At 70.4% G+C, this 15,256-nt stretch carries 14 protein-coding genes and 2 tRNA genes; 12 read left to right on the forward strand and 4 right to left on the reverse strand.

Annotation, left to right across the window (positions count from 1 at the left end):
• Positions 1-193: 193 nt before the first annotated feature.
• A complete protein-coding gene (locus ACZ6SQ_RS10935) occupies positions 194-679 on the forward strand; it encodes a ribose-5-phosphate isomerase (RefSeq protein ID WP_386378540.1) in 486 nt (161 codons plus the stop codon).
• A gap of 14 nt (positions 680-693) precedes the next feature.
• Positions 694-1,500, forward strand: coding sequence for an Fpg/Nei family DNA glycosylase (locus ACZ6SQ_RS10940; protein ID WP_469559254.1), 807 nt, complete (start codon positions 694-696; stop codon positions 1,498-1,500).
• 7 nt (positions 1,501-1,507) lie between these two features.
• On the opposite strand, the gene ACZ6SQ_RS10945 is transcribed toward ACZ6SQ_RS10940, so the two are convergent.
• The gene (locus tag ACZ6SQ_RS10945; protein WP_469559257.1) at positions 1,508-2,758 is read right to left on the reverse strand and encodes a GNAT family N-acetyltransferase; all 1,251 of its coding nucleotides are present in this window, start codon (positions 2,756-2,758) and stop codon (positions 1,508-1,510) included.
• 171 nt (positions 2,759-2,929) lie between these two features.
• Here ACZ6SQ_RS10945 and ACZ6SQ_RS10950 point away from each other — a divergent pair, with 171 nt between their 5' ends.
• Positions 2,930-4,105 (forward strand): SpoIIE family protein phosphatase, encoded by a 1,176-nt coding sequence (locus tag ACZ6SQ_RS10950; RefSeq protein WP_469559260.1) that lies wholly within the window; start codon positions 2,930-2,932, stop codon positions 4,103-4,105.
• A 17-nt stretch (positions 4,106-4,122) separates the two neighbouring features.
• Positions 4,123-4,554 carry an HD domain-containing protein gene (locus ACZ6SQ_RS10955; protein WP_469559598.1) on the forward strand — a complete coding sequence of 144 codons (432 nt, stop codon included), beginning with the start codon at positions 4,123-4,125 and terminating at the stop codon, positions 4,552-4,554.
• 10 nt (positions 4,555-4,564) lie between these two features.
• Here the strand turns inward: ACZ6SQ_RS10955 and ACZ6SQ_RS10960 are convergent, their stop codons facing one another.
• Positions 4,565-5,659: an acyltransferase family protein gene (locus ACZ6SQ_RS10960; RefSeq protein ID WP_469559263.1), complete on the reverse strand. Its 1,095-nt coding sequence runs from the start codon at positions 5,657-5,659 to the stop codon at positions 4,565-4,567.
• Between the two features lie 453 nt (positions 5,660-6,112).
• Between ACZ6SQ_RS10960 and ACZ6SQ_RS10965 the strand changes: the two genes are divergently transcribed.
• Both ACZ6SQ_RS10965 and ACZ6SQ_RS10970 read left to right on the forward strand, forming a co-directional pair.
• The gene (locus tag ACZ6SQ_RS10965) at positions 6,113-6,307 is read left to right on the forward strand and encodes a hypothetical protein (protein WP_386378533.1); all 195 of its coding nucleotides are present in this window, start codon (positions 6,113-6,115) and stop codon (positions 6,305-6,307) included.
• A gap of 85 nt (positions 6,308-6,392) precedes the next feature.
• Positions 6,393-8,642, forward strand: coding sequence for a protein kinase domain-containing protein (locus ACZ6SQ_RS10970; RefSeq protein ID WP_469559266.1), 2,250 nt, complete (start codon positions 6,393-6,395; stop codon positions 8,640-8,642).
• Between the two features lie 84 nt (positions 8,643-8,726).
• On the opposite strand, the gene ACZ6SQ_RS10975 is transcribed toward ACZ6SQ_RS10970, so the two are convergent.
• Positions 8,727-8,797: transfer RNA gene (locus ACZ6SQ_RS10975), tRNA-Gly, on the reverse strand.
• A gap of 166 nt (positions 8,798-8,963) precedes the next feature.
• Here ACZ6SQ_RS10975 and ACZ6SQ_RS10980 point away from each other — a divergent pair.
• From ACZ6SQ_RS10980 to ACZ6SQ_RS11005, 6 genes are all read left to right on the forward strand, one after another.
• Positions 8,964-9,040 (forward strand) — tRNA-Pro (locus ACZ6SQ_RS10980).
• 181 nt (positions 9,041-9,221) lie between these two features.
• The gene (gene tig, locus ACZ6SQ_RS10985) at positions 9,222-10,625 is read left to right on the forward strand and encodes a trigger factor (protein WP_469559269.1); all 1,404 of its coding nucleotides are present in this window, start codon (positions 9,222-9,224) and stop codon (positions 10,623-10,625) included.
• A gap of 220 nt (positions 10,626-10,845) precedes the next feature.
• Positions 10,846-11,454, forward strand: a complete 609-nt coding sequence (locus ACZ6SQ_RS10990; RefSeq protein ID WP_055570713.1) for an ATP-dependent Clp protease proteolytic subunit — start codon at positions 10,846-10,848, stop codon at positions 11,452-11,454.
• Positions 11,455-11,523: 69 nt separating this feature from the next.
• A complete protein-coding gene (locus tag ACZ6SQ_RS10995) occupies positions 11,524-12,204 on the forward strand; it encodes an ATP-dependent Clp protease proteolytic subunit (RefSeq protein ID WP_469559271.1) in 681 nt (226 codons plus the stop codon).
• Positions 12,205-12,399: 195 nt separating this feature from the next.
• Positions 12,400-13,686 carry an ATP-dependent Clp protease ATP-binding subunit ClpX gene (clpX, locus tag ACZ6SQ_RS11000; protein WP_469559272.1) on the forward strand — a complete coding sequence of 429 codons (1,287 nt, stop codon included), beginning with the start codon at positions 12,400-12,402 and terminating at the stop codon, positions 13,684-13,686.
• A 198-nt stretch (positions 13,687-13,884) separates the two neighbouring features.
• Positions 13,885-14,145 carry a hypothetical protein gene (locus ACZ6SQ_RS11005; protein ID WP_469559275.1) on the forward strand — a complete coding sequence of 87 codons (261 nt, stop codon included), beginning with the start codon at positions 13,885-13,887 and terminating at the stop codon, positions 14,143-14,145.
• Positions 14,146-14,217: 72 nt separating this feature from the next.
• Here the strand turns inward: ACZ6SQ_RS11005 and ACZ6SQ_RS11010 are convergent, their stop codons facing one another.
• Entirely contained in the window at positions 14,218-15,150 is a 933-nt protein-coding gene (locus ACZ6SQ_RS11010) for a hypothetical protein (RefSeq protein WP_469559278.1), read from the reverse strand.
• Positions 15,151-15,256 lie beyond the last annotated feature (106 nt).

A 15,256-nucleotide genomic window follows, 5' to 3' on the forward strand; every position in this document is an offset into this window, starting at 1 on the left:
GGAGGGGGGAACTCGTGCGCGATCACAGAGCGGTGCACGAGCCGGTCCAGTGAATCGGAGGCTAAGGGATTCGTGAACCTTTGAATCCAGATTGTTACTTGAGGTTTTCCTGAGGTTCTGTAGCCTTACTCACAGTCCCGCCTTCGGTAGCCCCCTCCCGCCGCTACCCGGCCGCGCATGACACACTCCTCCCATGCGCGTGTATCTCGGCTCCGACCATGCGGGCTACGAACTCAAGAACCACCTCGTCGAGTGGCTCAAGGCGGCAGGGCACGAGCCCGTCGACTGCGGCCCCCACATCTACGACGCCCAGGACGACTATCCGCCGTTCTGCCTGCGGGCCGCCGAGCGCACCGCCGCGGACGCCGGCTCCCTCGGCATCGTCATCGGCGGCTCCGGCAACGGCGAGCAGATCGCCGCGAACAAGGTCAAGGGCGTCCGGGCGGCCCTCGCCTGGAGCGAGCAGACCGCCGCGCTCGGCCGTGAGCACAACGACGCCAACGTCGTCGCGGTGGGTGCCCGGATGCACACCCAGGAGGAGGCGACGAAGTTCGTCGAGATCTTCCTGGGCACGCCGTTCTCCGGTGACGAGCGCCACATCCGCCGCATCGACATGCTCGCGGCCTACGAGACCACCGGCGACCTGCCCCCGATCCCGGCGCACCACCCGCAGCAGTAGGAAGGCAGGGCACCGTGCCGGAAGGGCACACGATCCACCGGCTGGCCCAGGACTACGCCGCCGCCTTCTCCGGCACCGCCCCGCGTGTGACCAGCCCCCAGGGCAAGTTCAGCGACGCCGCCGCCCTGCTCGACGGCGGCGTCCTGCACACCGCCGACGCCCATGGAAAGCACCTCTTCCTGGGCTTCGGCGCGTCCTGGGTCCATATCCACCTCGGCCTGTTCGGCAAAGTGGGCTTCGGCGCCGTGCCCGCGCCGCCGCCGACCGACACCGTCCGGCTGCGTCTGGCGAACACCACCTCGTACGTCGACCTGCGCGGGCCCACCACCTGCGCGCTGATCACCGACGCCGAGAAGGACGCGATACACGGCCGTCTCGGCCCCGACCCGCTGCGCGCGGACGCCGACCCGGGGGCCGCGTACCGGCGGATCTCCCGCAGCCGTACGACGATCGCCGCGCTGCTGATGGACCAGAAGGTGATCGCGGGCGTCGGCAACGTCTACCGCGCCGAGGTCCTCTTCCGGCACGGCATCGACCCCTACCGGGCCGGAAAGGACGTCACGGCCGCCGAGTGGGACGCGATCTGGGCCGACCTCGCCGGCCTGATGCGCGAGGGCGTACGCCTCAACCGCATCGACACCGTCCGCCCGGAGCACACTCCCGAGGCGATGGGCCGTCCGCCGCGCGTCGACGACCACGGCGGCGAAGTCTACGTCTACCGCCGGGCGAACCTGCCGTGCCATCTCTGCGGCAAGGGGATCCGCACCGCGGAGCTGGCCGCCCGCAACCTCTTCTGGTGCGCGGACTGCCAGAGGGCCTGACGCCCGCTCAGAACCCGTGCGGCAGCCACGGGGCCACCGCGGAGCCGAAGGCGGTCGCCGCCTCGGCCAGCGCCCCCTCGCGCAGTTCGCGCACCCGCCCGGCCGCCGCCAGTGCGGCGAGGCTCACCCCGCCCAGATAGACGGCGCCCAACTCCCGCACCGACAGGGCGAGATCGGCCCGGTCCGCCGTGCGCTCGCACACCGCGCCCTTCGGGTCACCGGACAGCCGCCAACGGCCCTCGTTCCACGGGCAGAAGTCGTCCTCCACCTCGAACACCACATCCACCGGCGCCTGGTACGTCCGCGCCCCGAGGGCCGCCCCGACGTCCACGGGCCGGACGTACAGCGAGTCCCGCAGCCGCGGCAGACAGCGCCGGATGTCGGAGACCTGGTACTGCCATGCCTCGTCGAGCGGACGTCCGCGCACCACCAGCCGGGTCATCAGGTCGATCCCGAACAGGAACCGCCACAGCGCCGCCTCGGTCGCCGGGTCCTCACCCGCCAGGTCGGCCAGGGTGACGACGCCGTTGTGCCCGGACGCGATCCACTCCGCCTTCGTACGGAAACGGGCGTACCCGGTGATCTCGCCCCGCCGCTCGGCGACGACACACTGCAGCGCCGAGGCCCCGTCGCGGTGCGCCTGCGGGTCCAGCAGACCGAGCCGCTCCCAGCCGGGCCGCCGGGCCAGCATGCCGGGGCGGCGGGGCACCAGCGACGCGTACACCGCCTCGCACGCGTCGAGCACATCGGCGGGCGCCGCGTACCGCACGCGTACGTCGTCCGTCCCGGGCGGCACGGACAGCCGGACCTGGGTGGTGTCGATCTCGGCGCTCAGCTGGCGGGTGGCCGCGGCGTAGCCGTACCGGCCGTAGATCGCCGGTTCCGAGGCCGTCAGCACGGCCAGCGGCTCGCCCCAGGAACGGATGTCGTCCAGCTGCCGCCGCATCATCGCGGTCAGCAGCCCGCGCCGGCGGTGCGTGGCCGCCACGCTCACCATCGTGATGCCCGCCGCCGGCACCGAGGCCCCGCCCGGCACCGTGACCAGGAACGAGTACGCCCCGGCCGTGCCCACGCACTCCGCGCCGTCCCAGGCGCCGATGGAACGGCTGTGCTCGGTGAGCGCGTTGAACAGCTCTCGCTCCTCGGCCGGCTCCTCGGACCCGCCGAAGGCGCGGATCAGGTTGTCGTACCACGGATCCCAGTCCTCGGGGCGCAGCTCCCGGAGCGTCGGCACCGGGCCCGCAGTGTCATTCACCATGCCGCCATCACTACCAGCGCAATGCGGGACGAGCCAACCGATTTCTCCGTGCCCGGGGCGAGCCCGCCCCTGGTGGAGTTCACTGAGAGCCACGGCGAAGTCCGGCCTCGGACGGGGGACAAGTGGGACCTCCCGTGCCATGCGGCCGGTCGGGTGGATAGGGTCCGGACGATGGCAGCAGGACGAGAGCGGCGCACGGCCGCCGAGACGCTCCCGGCCCGGGTGCGGATGCTTTGGCACCGGGTCCGCGTCGGCCTGCGCAGAAGTGCCGTCGACTACTTCCGCGGCGACGGCTCCGACTGGATCGCCCTCGCGGGTCTGCTGCTGACCGTCCCGCTGATCGCCGCCGCCACCCTCGGCAACCCCGTGTGGTGCTCACCGGCCGCGCTGGTCCTGCCCATCGTCGCGGGCGGCCTGCTGCTGCGCCCGGCGAGCCTGCTGGGGCTGTACGCGGCCGCCGCCACCGCGCTGATCGTGGAATCGGTCCAGCTCGGGCCGTACACCGAGGGCCCCGCCCGGGTCACTCCCGGAGTCGTCCTCGTGGTCGCCGCCTGCGGATTCTTCGGCCTGCTCATCGCCCAGTTCCGCAGCCGCGTCGGCGTTCCCTGGCGGCGCGGCGGCACCATGCTGTTCGACCTGCGCGAGCGCATCCGCACCCAGAGCCGGCTGCCCAAGCTGCCGCGCGGCTGGCACCACGAGATGGCGCTGCGCCCCGCGGGCGGCCAGTCGTTCTCCGGCGACTTCGTCGTCGCGGCCCGCACCGGCGGCGGACGCACCCTGGAGGTCGTCCTCACCGACGTCTCCGGCAAGGGCATGGACGCCGGCTCCCGCGCCCTGCTGCTGTCCGGCGCCTTCGGCGGCCTGCTCGGCTCACTGCCCCCGCACGCCTTCCTCCCGGCCGCCAACGGCTATCTGCTGCGCCAGGACTGGGACGAGGGCTTCGCGACCTCCATCCACCTCGTCCTGGACCTGGACTCGGGCGACTACGAGCTCTACTCGGCGGGCCACCCGCCCGGTCTCCAGCTCAGCGCGGGCAGCGGCCGCTGGGAGGAGAAGGCCGCCGAGGGCCCGCTCCTCGGGGTGTACGACGGCGCCCAGTTCGACCCCGTCAAGGGCGTGCTGCGCCCCGGCGACGTGCTGATGCTGTTCACCGACGGGCTGGTGGAGACCTCCGACCGGGACATCGTCGAGGGCATCGACCGGCTCACCGGCGAGGCCGACCGCTATGTCGCCGCCGGTTTCCGCGGCGCGGCCTGGCATCTCATCGAGGCCGTCGCCAAGGACGTCAACGACGACCGGGCGCTGCTGCTGATCTGCCGCGAGGGCCCGACGGCCCACTCGTCCTGAAGGAGGCGCCCGCCGTGCTGACCCTCACAGAGGTGGAGGCCCTGGCCCGCGCGGCCCACGAGGGCCAGACCGACAAGGCCGGGCGGCCCTACGCCGAGCACCTCGCCGCCGTGGCCGCGGGCGTGCGCGAGCTCGGCGGCGACAGCGAGCAGATCGCCGCGGCCTGGCTGCACGACGCGGTCGAGGACCACGCGCTGTCCGAGCGGTGGCTCGAGGAGGCCGCACTGAGCCGCCGTACGAAGGACATCGTGCTGGCGGTCACCAAGCGGGCGGGGGAGGCCCCGCAGGAGTACGCCGGGCGGATCCTCGCCACCCCGGGCGCCCTGCTGGTCAAGCGGGCGGACCTGGCGCACAACGCGGACCCGGCGCGGCTTGCAGTGCTGGACGAGGCGACCCGGGCGCGGCTGACCGGGAAGTACGCGAGGATGCGCGCACTTCTCGGGCTGTGAGGCGGCGCTCTCAGGTTCCGGCCAGTTCCCGCTCGCGGGCCCGCTGCCCGGCGTCGCGCCGGAACGCCCAGGTCATCCTCGGCTCCACCGCGTACCGGAAGACCCGCTGGACGGGCGGTCCGCACAGCAGCGTGACGGCGGCCGCCGCGAGGACTGTCACGGTGAGGGCGCCGAGCGGCCCGTGCAGCCAGGCGGCGTCGTACCAGCCGTAGTAGTCCCCGGCCTTGGTCAGGAAGCCGTGCAGCAGATAGCCGTAGAGCGTGCCCGCGCCCAGCGCGGTGAACCACAGCGAGCGGCCCGGCACCCAGGACAGGAAGCACGCGGCCAGCAGCACCGAGCAGCCGAACAGCGCGAGCACCATCACCGGCCCGCACCACCACGGCGCGCCCAACTCCTGCGCGGAGTCGCGGTGGTAGAACCACCCGGTGTTCATGTGCGGCACGCTCCACCAGGCCACGGCGAACGCGGCGGCCGACACCGGCACCGCGAGCAGCCGCACCGAGCTGCGGCGCACGAGCCGGAAGTGCTCGGGCCTCAGGCACAGTCCGAGCACGAAGTACGGCAGGAACTGGAGCACCCGCTGGAGGTCGAGGTCGTCACCGATCTCGGGGGTGACGGAGGCGAGCATCGCGATGCCGAGCGCGACCGGCAGGGGCCGGCGGATCTGCCTCCACACCGGGGTCGTGAGCCGCCACATGAACAGGGCGATCAGGAACCAGGTGAGATACCAGGGGTCGAGCAGCGAGAGGGGCTGCGCGGGGTCCTCGCCGGCCAGCCGCTCGAAGAGGGAGTACGCCGTCTCGAAGAGGAGGTAGGGCACGAGAACGCCGGTGACCAGCCGTCTGACCCGCTCGGGGCGGAGGTCGAAGTTCCGGGAGAAGTAGCCGGAGATGATGATGAACGCCGGCATGTGGAAGGCGTAGACGAACGTGTAGGCGCCCTCCAGGAGCCGGCTGTCCGCCTTCAGTGGCTCCCAGGCGTGGCCGACGGCGACCAGGACGATCGCCAGGTACTTGGCGTTGTCGAAGAACGCGTCGCGGTGTGGGGGAATGGATGTTCTGTTGTGGCCGTGCTGTCGGAGTGGGGTCGTCACAGCGTGGAACATCTGAGGCACCTTAGCCCGGCCCGCGTGTTTCCGTAAAACCTCCGACGTCAGAGACCAATTTCTCGCTCCGTGGAACGACTTCGGCCCGCCTGCGGTCCGAAGTGTCCGTATTGATCCGGACTAAACCCCCCATAGCGAGCCAATGTCCGGACGGTGCCGCCGTATTCGAATTCCCTGTGCAGTCGATGTGCGGAACCGGAAAACCGAGTATGGAAACGGTGTGTGCGGGGGTCCGGGAATTCCCTCACCGGGAAATCCTCGAATTCCCTTGCGGGGCACGGGAGATCGGTCCGCGCGGTGCGCCGGCCCGCCGCCGGCGCGGCCACGGTTCACCGACGATGCGTCACGGATCGCATAGCCCGGGCCGGTTGGTGGCACGATGGTTCTGGCGGGGGCGCGGCGGGGCGGCGCTTCCGGCGGGAGAGCGCAGACCTACCGAGGGTGTGATCAGTTGTGGCCATTTCGCTGTCCGTGGTGCTGCTGTTGGCGATCATCCTGGTGGTCCTGATGCGCGGAGGCTCGATCAAGCCGGGACCGGCCGTCGTCGCCGTGCTGTTCGGCTTCTTCCTCGCCTCGACCGGCATGGCCCCGTCGATCCAGCGCTTCCTGGACTCGATAGCGGAGACGATCAACTCGATCAGTTTCTGACCCCGGTGCGGCCGAACTTGCCGCAGGCCGGAACGGATACGCTCGTCCCCGACCATGGTCGACGCGGACGGGGGATGTCACGGGGATGGTGCTGCGCGATGCCGACCCGGTGGAAGTGGGCGGTTACCTCATCGAGGACCGCCTCGGCTCGGGCGGCATGGGGGTGGTCTACCTCGCCCGCTCCGCCTCCGGCCGCCGCCTCGCGGTCAAGGTCGTCCACGACCAGTACGCGGACGACGACGAGTTCCGCACCCGTTTCCGCCGGGAACTGGCAGCCGCCCGCCAGGTCAGCGGCGCCTTCACGGCCCCCGTGGTGGACGCCGACGCCGACGCGGGGCGGCCCTGGATGGCCACGCTCTACATTCCCGGGCAGAACCTCACCCACCATGTCCGCGAGCACGGCCCGCTGCCGCCGGCCGAGCTGCGCGACCTCGCCGCCGGTCTCGCCGAGGCGCTGCGCGACATCCACCGGGCCGGGGTCGTCCACCGCGACCTGAAGCCCGCCAACGTGATGCTGGCCGAGGACGGCCCCCGCGTCATCGACTTCGGCATCTCGCGCGCCACCGAGTTCGGGCCCTCCGACGTCCTCACCCAGACCGGCCGTGTCATGGGCACGCCGCCCTTCATGTCGCCCGAGCAGTTCTCCGCCCCGCAGGACGTGGGCCCGGCCGCCGACGTGTTCTCCCTCGGCGCGGTGCTCACCTTCGCCGCCACGGGCCGGGGCCCCTTCGACGGCGCCAGCCCCTACGAGACGGCCGTCCGCGTCGTCGAGGGCGATCCGGACCTCACGGACGTGCCCGCCGAACTGGCCGGGGTCATCCGCCGCTGCCTCGCGAAGCACCCCGGTGACCGCCCGACCGCCCACGACCTGCTCACCCTGGTCGGCGAGCGGGGCACACCGCCGGAGCGCCGGAGCGCAGACCCGGCCGGGCCGGACTGGCCGGACTCGGACACCGTCCTGCGGGCCGATCGGGTCCCCGCCCCGCGCCCCGCCCCCGAACCCGCATCCACATCCGAGCCCGCATCCGCATCCGAACCCTCCTCCGCACCGGCCGGCGACCGCCGCCGACGGCGACGCCGGCTGCTCGGCTGGGGCGCCGTCGCCGTCGCCCTGGCGGCCGTCGCCTCGGGACTGCTCTCCCTGCGCCCCGACGGCGACCAGAGCTCGACGGCGGCCGCCAAGGAGCCCGCGGCCGCGAGCGACCTGCCCTCCGGATGGCAGCCGTGGCGGACCAGGGCCGAGGGAGACTCGGAGGGCTTCGGTGAGCCGCTGGACTGCGAGACGACCCGCAAGACCCTCGTGTGCGCCGGGAGCGACCTGATGGGGGCGGGCTGGAACCTGGCCGACGGCCGCGGGGCCTGGTCCCGGCCCGTCCAGAGCGCGGAGGGCGACGGCGGCCACAGCGACCGGGGCGCCGTCCTCGGCCTCCACCGGGGCAACGTGCTCGTCTACGGCGAGGAGCCCGAGGACGCCGGCTCCGGCAGCCCGTCCCGCGCGCTCCTGCTCTCCCTGGACGCCGTCACCGGCAAGGAGAAATGGCGCACGGTGACCGGCAAGGGCGGCTGGGCGCTCTCGCCCACCCCCGACAACACCGCGGTCGTCCCCGAGGGCGTCATCGCCCGCTACGGCGACTACGCGGAGTCCTACGCGCTGCTCGACCCCGACGACGGCCGGGTCCGCTGGAAGCGCCCGATGCCCGCCGGGGCCAACCAGACGCTGGAGGCGGCCGCCGGAGCCGCGTACTGGCTGGTCGAGCACGAGCCGAACACGAAGTCCGTCAGCACCGACGTGGTCCGGCTCGACCCCGCCACCGGCAAGGCCCGCTGGACCGTCGGGATCACGGGCACCCTGAGACTGCTGGGCGAGAGCGACGGCAGGCTCGTCCTCGCCGACTCGTCCCAGGAGGAGCCGGCCCTCGTCCTGCTCGACCCCGAGACCCGCGTGGTCACCCGCACCGTGCTGTCCCCCGCCCCGGCCGAGGGATTCCGCCCGTACCTGGCCGGCGACACGGTCTACCTCACCTGGGAGAGCGGCACCCTGCGCGCCTACTCCCCGCTCACCGGCCGCCGCGCCTGGGAGAACAACTCGACCGTGGAACACCCCGGTCCCCCCGCGGTCTCCGCCACCCGGGTCTACGTCGCCTCCCGCAGCGGCCGCCTCGCCGCGATGGACCGGCGCACCGGCGAGATCACCGCCAGCCGCCCCGGCTTCGACGACGCCGGCCGGGGCGTCTCCCTGTCCTTCCCCGGCCCCCGCCCCCTCCTGGTGGGCGACGCCCTGTACGTCTCCTACGGCGACCGCTCCGTCTACACCGTCGACGTCAACCGCCTGTGAGCCCGAGCGGGCGAAAAAGACCCCGGAAAACGCTCCGGGGCCGGACGGAGAATCGAATCTCCGTCCGGCCCCGGACCGGAAAAGAGCGGGCGACGGGAATCGAACCCGCGTAGCTAGTTTGGAAGACTAGGGCTCTACCATTGAGCTACGCCCGCACGGCACGCGCCGCAGGTGCGAAGGCCGCGGCACTGCACGCATCGTAGCGGGTCGCACCCCCGGCCCGCACACCCCATTCCCGGCCGTCGTGGCGGACGCGGAAGCGGCTGCGGAAATGCGGCGGCCCCGCTGCCTGCGGGCATGTACCCTACGTGTCGCACCAGACGGGGTGTGGCGCAGCTTGGTAGCGCGTCCGCTTTGGGAGCGGAAGGCCGTGGGTTCAAATCCCGCCACCCCGACCACCCATCCGATCCATCCGCGAGATCGTCGCGGTGATCGCCTTTTGGGGCGTTCGGCGGCTGCGGTTACTATGCAAGCTGCGCGCCCGTATGTCTCATCACTGAAGTACTCCGGGCGGCCAGATCCGCCGGAACCGTCTGGCTCCGGCAGAACCCAGAAGTCAGCCATCAAGGAGACCGAACCGTGAAGAGCGCCGTTGAGAACCTGAACCCGACCCGGGTTCGGCTCACTGTCGAGGTGCCCTTCGAGGAGCTCAAGGACAGCCTCGACGCGGCGTACAAGAAGATCAACCAGCAGGTCACGGTGAAGGGCTTCCGCAAGGGCAAGATCCCGGCCCGGGTCATCGACCAGCGCTTCGGCCGTGGTGCCGTGCTGGAGGAGGCCGTCAACGACGCGCTCCCGAAGTTCTACACGGCGGCCGTCACCGAGGCCGAGCTGGACGTCCTCGGCCAGCCCGAGGTCGACATCACGGAGCTGAAGGACGGCGAGACGCTGAACTTCACCGCCGAGGTCGACGTCCGCCCCGTCATCGAGATCCCGGACTACTCCGGCATCGAGGTCGAGGTCGACGCGGTCGAGGTCACCGAGGAGGACATCGAGAAGGCCGTGGAGCAGCTCCGCGAGCGCTTCGCGTCCACCTCCCCGGTCGAGCGCGCCGCCGAGGACGGCGACGTCGTGACGATCGACCTGGAGGCCAAGGTCGACGGCGAGATCCTCGCCGACGGCATCGCCAGCGGTGTCTCCTACACGATCGGCTCGGGCGAGCTGCTCGACGGCATCGACGACGCCGTGAAGGGCGTGGAGACCGGTGGCGAGGCCACCTTCACCTCCGAGCTCAAGGGCGGCTCGGCGGCCGGCAAGGAGGCCGAGATCACGGTCAAGGTCACCCAGGTGGCCGCCCGTGAGCTGCCCGAGCTGGACGACGACTTCGCGCAGCTCGCCTCGGAGTTCGACACGCTGGAAGACCTCCGCGCCGACAGCCGCAAGCGCCTCGAGAACATGAAGCAGTTCGACCAGGCCACGCAGGCCCAGGAGCGCGTCCTGGAGAAGCTGCTGGAGCTCGTCGAGGTGGCCGTCCCCGAGAAGCTGCTCGAGGACGAGATCAACACCCGCAAGCACAACCTGGAGCACCACCAGCTCGGCCAGATGGGTCTGGACCTCGACAAGTACCTGGAGATCCAGGGCAAGACCGCCGAGGAGTTCGACACCGAGACCCGTGAGGCCGCGGTCAAGGGCATCAAGACCCAGTTCGTCCTCGACGAGCTCGTCAAGACCGAGAAGCTCAACGTCAACCAGGACGAGCTGACCGAGCACCTGATGCGCCGTGCCGCCTCCTCCGGCATGTCGCCCGACCAGTTCGCGCAGGCCGTCGTGCAGCAGAACCAGGTCCAGCTCCTGGTCGGCGAGGTCGCCCGCGGCAAGGCCCTGGCCGTCGTCGTCGAGGCCGCCACGGTCAAGGACACCAACGGCGAGGTCATCGACCTCGACGACGAGGACGAGGTCGAGGCCGCCGTCGAGACGGTCGAGGCCGTCGAGGGCACCGACGTCGAGGCCGCCGCCGAGACCGAGGACAAGCCGGAGGCCTGAGCCGCACGGCAGCCCTGAATCGCTGTGGAACGGACCCCGAGTGCTTCGGACTCGGGGTCCGTTCGCCTACCTGGACCTTGAGGCGCTACGCCCCCGGCGAACACCCCCGTTACCGGGATTCCCCGGGAGGGCTACGGCGTTAGGGTCCATGAATACGTAGTACACGTGAGACGGCCCCGGCGCCGTCGCAAGACGAGCAGGTGGATACGTGACGAATCTGATGCCCTCCGCCGCCGGCGAGCCTTCCATCGGCGGTGGCCTCGGCGACCAGGTCTACAACCGGCTGCTCAACGAGCGGATCATCTTCCTCGGCCAGCCGGTCGACGACGACATCGCCAACAAGATCACCGCGCAGCTGCTGCTCCTTGCCGCCGACCCGGACAAGGACATCTACCTGTACATCAACAGCCCCGGCGGTTCGATCACGGCCGGCATGGCGATCTACGACACCATGCAGTTCATCAAGAACGACGTGGTGACGATCGCCATGGGCCTCGCTGCCTCGATGGGTCAGTTCCTGCTCAGCGCGGGCACCCCGGGCAAGCGTTTCGCGCTGCCGAACGCCGAGATCCTGATCCACCAGCCGTCCGCCGGTCTGGCCGGTTCGGCCTCCGACATCAAGATCCACGCCGAGCGGCTGCTGCACACCAAGAAGCGCATGGCCGAGCTCACCTCGCAGCACACCGGCCAGTCGGTCGAGCAGATCACCCGCGACTCGGACCGCGACCGCTGGTTCGACGCGTTCGAGGCCAAGGAGTACGGCCTCATCGACGACGTCATCCCCACGGCCGCCGGTATGCCGGGCGGCGGCGGCACCGGGGCGGCCTGAGGCCCCCGCCAGGGTCCCCGAGCCCCTCAGAGCCCTTCAGCCGACCGCTCAGCCCCTAGGAGACAGACAGTGAACGACTTCCCCGGCAGCGGCCTGTACGACCGCGCACGCGCCGAGTACACGGGTCCCACGGCGGAGTCCCGTTACGTCATCCCGCGCTTCGTCGAGCGCACCTCGCAGGGCATCCGCGAGTACGACCCGTACGCGAAGCTCTTCGAGGAGCGCGTGATCTTCCTCGGCGTGCAGATCGACGACGCCTCCGCCAACGACGTCATGGCGCAGCTGCTGTGCCTGGAGTCGATGGACCCCGACCGGGACATCTCGGTCTACATCAACAGCCCCGGTGGTTCCTTCACCGCGCTGACTGCGATCTACGACACGATGCAGTTCGTGAAGCCGGACATCCAGACGGTCTGCATGGGCCAGGCGGCCTCCGCCGCGGCGATCCTGCTGGCCGCCGGTACGCCCGGCAAGCGCATGGCCCTGCCGAACGCGCGCGTGCTGATCCACCAGCCGTACAGCGAGACCGGCCGCGGTCAGGTCTCGGACCTGGAGATCGCCGCGAACGAGATCCTGCGGATGCGCGCGCAGCTGGAGGAGATGCTGGCCAAGCACTCCACCACGCCGATCGAGAAGATCCGCGAGGACATCGAGCGCGACAAGATCCTCACGGCCGAGGACGCGCTGTCGTACGGCCTGATCGACCAGATCATCTCCACCCGGAAGATGAACAACAGCTCTGTCCGCTGACGCGGGCGCGGGAGTATCGTCTGCCGCCCCTTGGCATGGTCTCACCCGGTGCCCGACAAGGTGCACGACAAAGTGAACCCTGCCAAGGGGGGCCCGAACGGGGGGCTCGGCAAGGTACCGTCGGAATAAGGCAGCACCAGGAGCCGCTGGAGGCGAAAGCGTCCAGGCGTCTCCCAGGCGAAGGGGAAGCACACCGTGGCACGCATCGGTGACGGCGGCGATCTGCTCAAGTGCTCGTTCTGCGGCAAGAGCCAGAAGCAGGTCAAGAAGCTCATCGCAGGCCCTGGTGTGTACATCTGCGACGAGTGCATCGATCTCTGCAACGAGATCATCGAGGAAGAGCTCGCTGAGACCAGCGAGGTGCGCTGGGAGGAACTGCCCAAGCCGCGCGAGATCTACGAGTTCCTCGAGGGCTATGTGGTCGGCCAGGAGGCCGCCAAGAAGGCCCTGTCCGTGGCGGTCTACAACCACTACAAGCGCGTTCAGGCCGGGGAGAACGGCGGTGGGGCCGGCCGCGACGACGCGATCGAGCTCGCCAAGTCCAACATCCTGCTGCTCGGTCCCACGGGGTCGGGCAAGACGCTCCTCGCGCAGACGCTGGCGCGCATGCTGAACGTCCCGTTCGCCATCGCCGACGCCACGGCGCTCACCGAGGCGGGGTACGTCGGCGAGGACGTCGAGAACATCCTGCTGAAGCTGATCCAGGCGGCCGACTACGACGTCAAGAAGGCCGAGACCGGGATCATCTACATCGACGAGATCGACAAGGTCGCGCGGAAGAGTGAAAACCCCTCCATCACGCGCGACGTGAGCGGCGAGGGCGTCCAGCAGGCACTGCTCAAGATCCTCGAGGGCACCACGGCCTCGGTCCCGCCGCAGGGCGGCCGCAAGCACCCGCACCAGGAGTTCATCCAGATCGACACGACGAACGTCCTGTTCATCGTGGGCGGTGCCTTCGCCGGCCTGGAGAAGATCATCGAGTCCCGCGCGGGTGCCAAGGGCATCGGCTTCGGCGCGACGATCCGCTCCAAGCGGGAGCTGGAGTCCAAGGACCAGTTCGAGGACGTCATGCCCGAGGACCTGGTGAAGTTCGGCATGATCCCCGAGTTCATCGGCCGGCTGCCCGTCATCACCTCGGTCCACAACCTCGACCGCGAGGCCCTGCTCCAGATCCTGGTCGAGCCGCGCAACGCCCTGGTCAAGCAGTACCAGCGCCTCTTCGAACTCGACGGCGTGGAGCTGGACTTCGAGCGCGAGGCCCTCGAGGCCATCGCCGACCAGGCCATCCTCCGCCAGACCGGCGCCCGCGGCCTGCGCGCCATCATGGAGGAGGTCCTGATGTCGGTGATGTACGAGGTCCCGTCCCGCAAGGACGTCGCCCGAGTCGTCATCACCGCCGACGTCGTCCACTCCAACGTCAACCCGACCCTGATCCCGAGGGATTCGCGGGGCCGCGGCTCGGGCGAGGCGAAGTCGGCGTAGCCGCTCCGCGGTTCCCCCAGATGCCCGGCCCGCCCGACGCGAGCCGGGCATCTGCGTGTTGGGTTCGGGCCTTTGCCTGCCCAGAACAAGCCAGCGAACGGCCTTGTGCGGTGCGCGAGTTCCGTTCTGTGATCTAGTGACTCCCGACCAAATCGATCACCAGTTCGTGTGATCAGGTGTGAAACGGGAGGAACAGTCATGAAGATCAGGCGTGCCATCGTGGCACTCGGCGTGGTCGCGGCCGCCGGAGTCGTACCGCTGGTGACGGCTGCTCCCGCCCAGGCAGACCAGATCGACTGCGTCAACTACCTGAGCGGCAAGGGTTACACAGTCGGCCCGCGCGTCAGGGCAGCCTGCGACAACGTGGAGTCGCTCGCTGACAAGATCACCTGTCAGACCCGCCTCATCGGCATCGGCGTTCGCGCGAACCACGCGCTCGAAGCCTGCGTGCGTGCCTGAGCGGGCATGAAGAAGGGCGGGGCTCCCAGGTCGTGTCGACCCGGGAGCCCCGCCCCGTTGCGTGCGCTGGTGTCAGGCCTTGACGCGGATTTCCTCGCGGAACTTGGCCGTGATCTCGGCGGCAGCGGCCGGGTCCGGCGCCTTCTCCGAGGCGAGGTTCGCGAGTTCGATGGGTGCCACCAGGCCGAGGGTGCTGTGGTCCCCCCAGGCGCAGTAGGTGACGTGCATCTCCTTGGGGCCTCCCGACTCGGTGTCGCCCGGCTCCATCTTGGCGTCCTGGCACTTGAGGACCGCACCCTCGGCGTTGTCGTACGCCTTGGGCTCACCGACCATGGTGACCTTCATGCCCTCTTCCTTGTTCGCGTCCTTCTTCATGTACGCGAGGAAGGCGTCGACGACCTTCTCGGGGTCCTCGATCTCTCCGTAGACGCCGCCGAAGCTGAGCATCTTCTGGGAGAGCGGGTTGTCCTCGTTGCCCGCGACGTACTGGGCACTGACGTCGGTGGGGTTCTTCACACCCCACTTCTCGGCGTCCTTGACGTCGTCCTTCGTCATGGAGTCGGACTCGCTGTCGTCCTTCTTGTACTCCGTCAGGACGGTCTCGGGCGTCGTGAGCTTGTGCGGGCCGTCGTCCGCGATGTCCGAGCTCCCGCCGTTGCTGCCGGCGAGGACGAAGTACGCGCCGACCGCGATGGCCGCGACGACCGCGACCGCGCCGATGATGAGACCGGTCTTCTTCTTGCCGCCGCCGGGGGCCGGGGGCTGGGGGACGCCATAAGGAGCCTGGCCGTAGGGCGGCTGCTGGCCGTAGCCCTGCTGCGGGGGCACCGGCTGCTGCGGGTAGCCGTAACCCGGCTGCGGCGGAGCGGGCTGCTGGGGGTACCCGTAGCCGGGCTGCGGCGCCTGCGGCTGCTGGCCGTAGGGGCCAGGCTGCGGGGGCTGCTGGCCGTACGGGCCCGGCTGCTGAGGCTGCCCGCCGTACGGGCCCGGCTGGTTGTAGCTCATTACTGGGTTCCCCTCCAGATACTTATGCGTCTCCGACATCCTGACGCAGGCGCGCGGTACCCAGAGCATCGGGGTCGGCACCGTTACAAAGGAATCGCGTTTCGGG

The sequence above is a fragment of the Streptomyces sp. NPDC048600 genome, assembly GCF_055587025.1.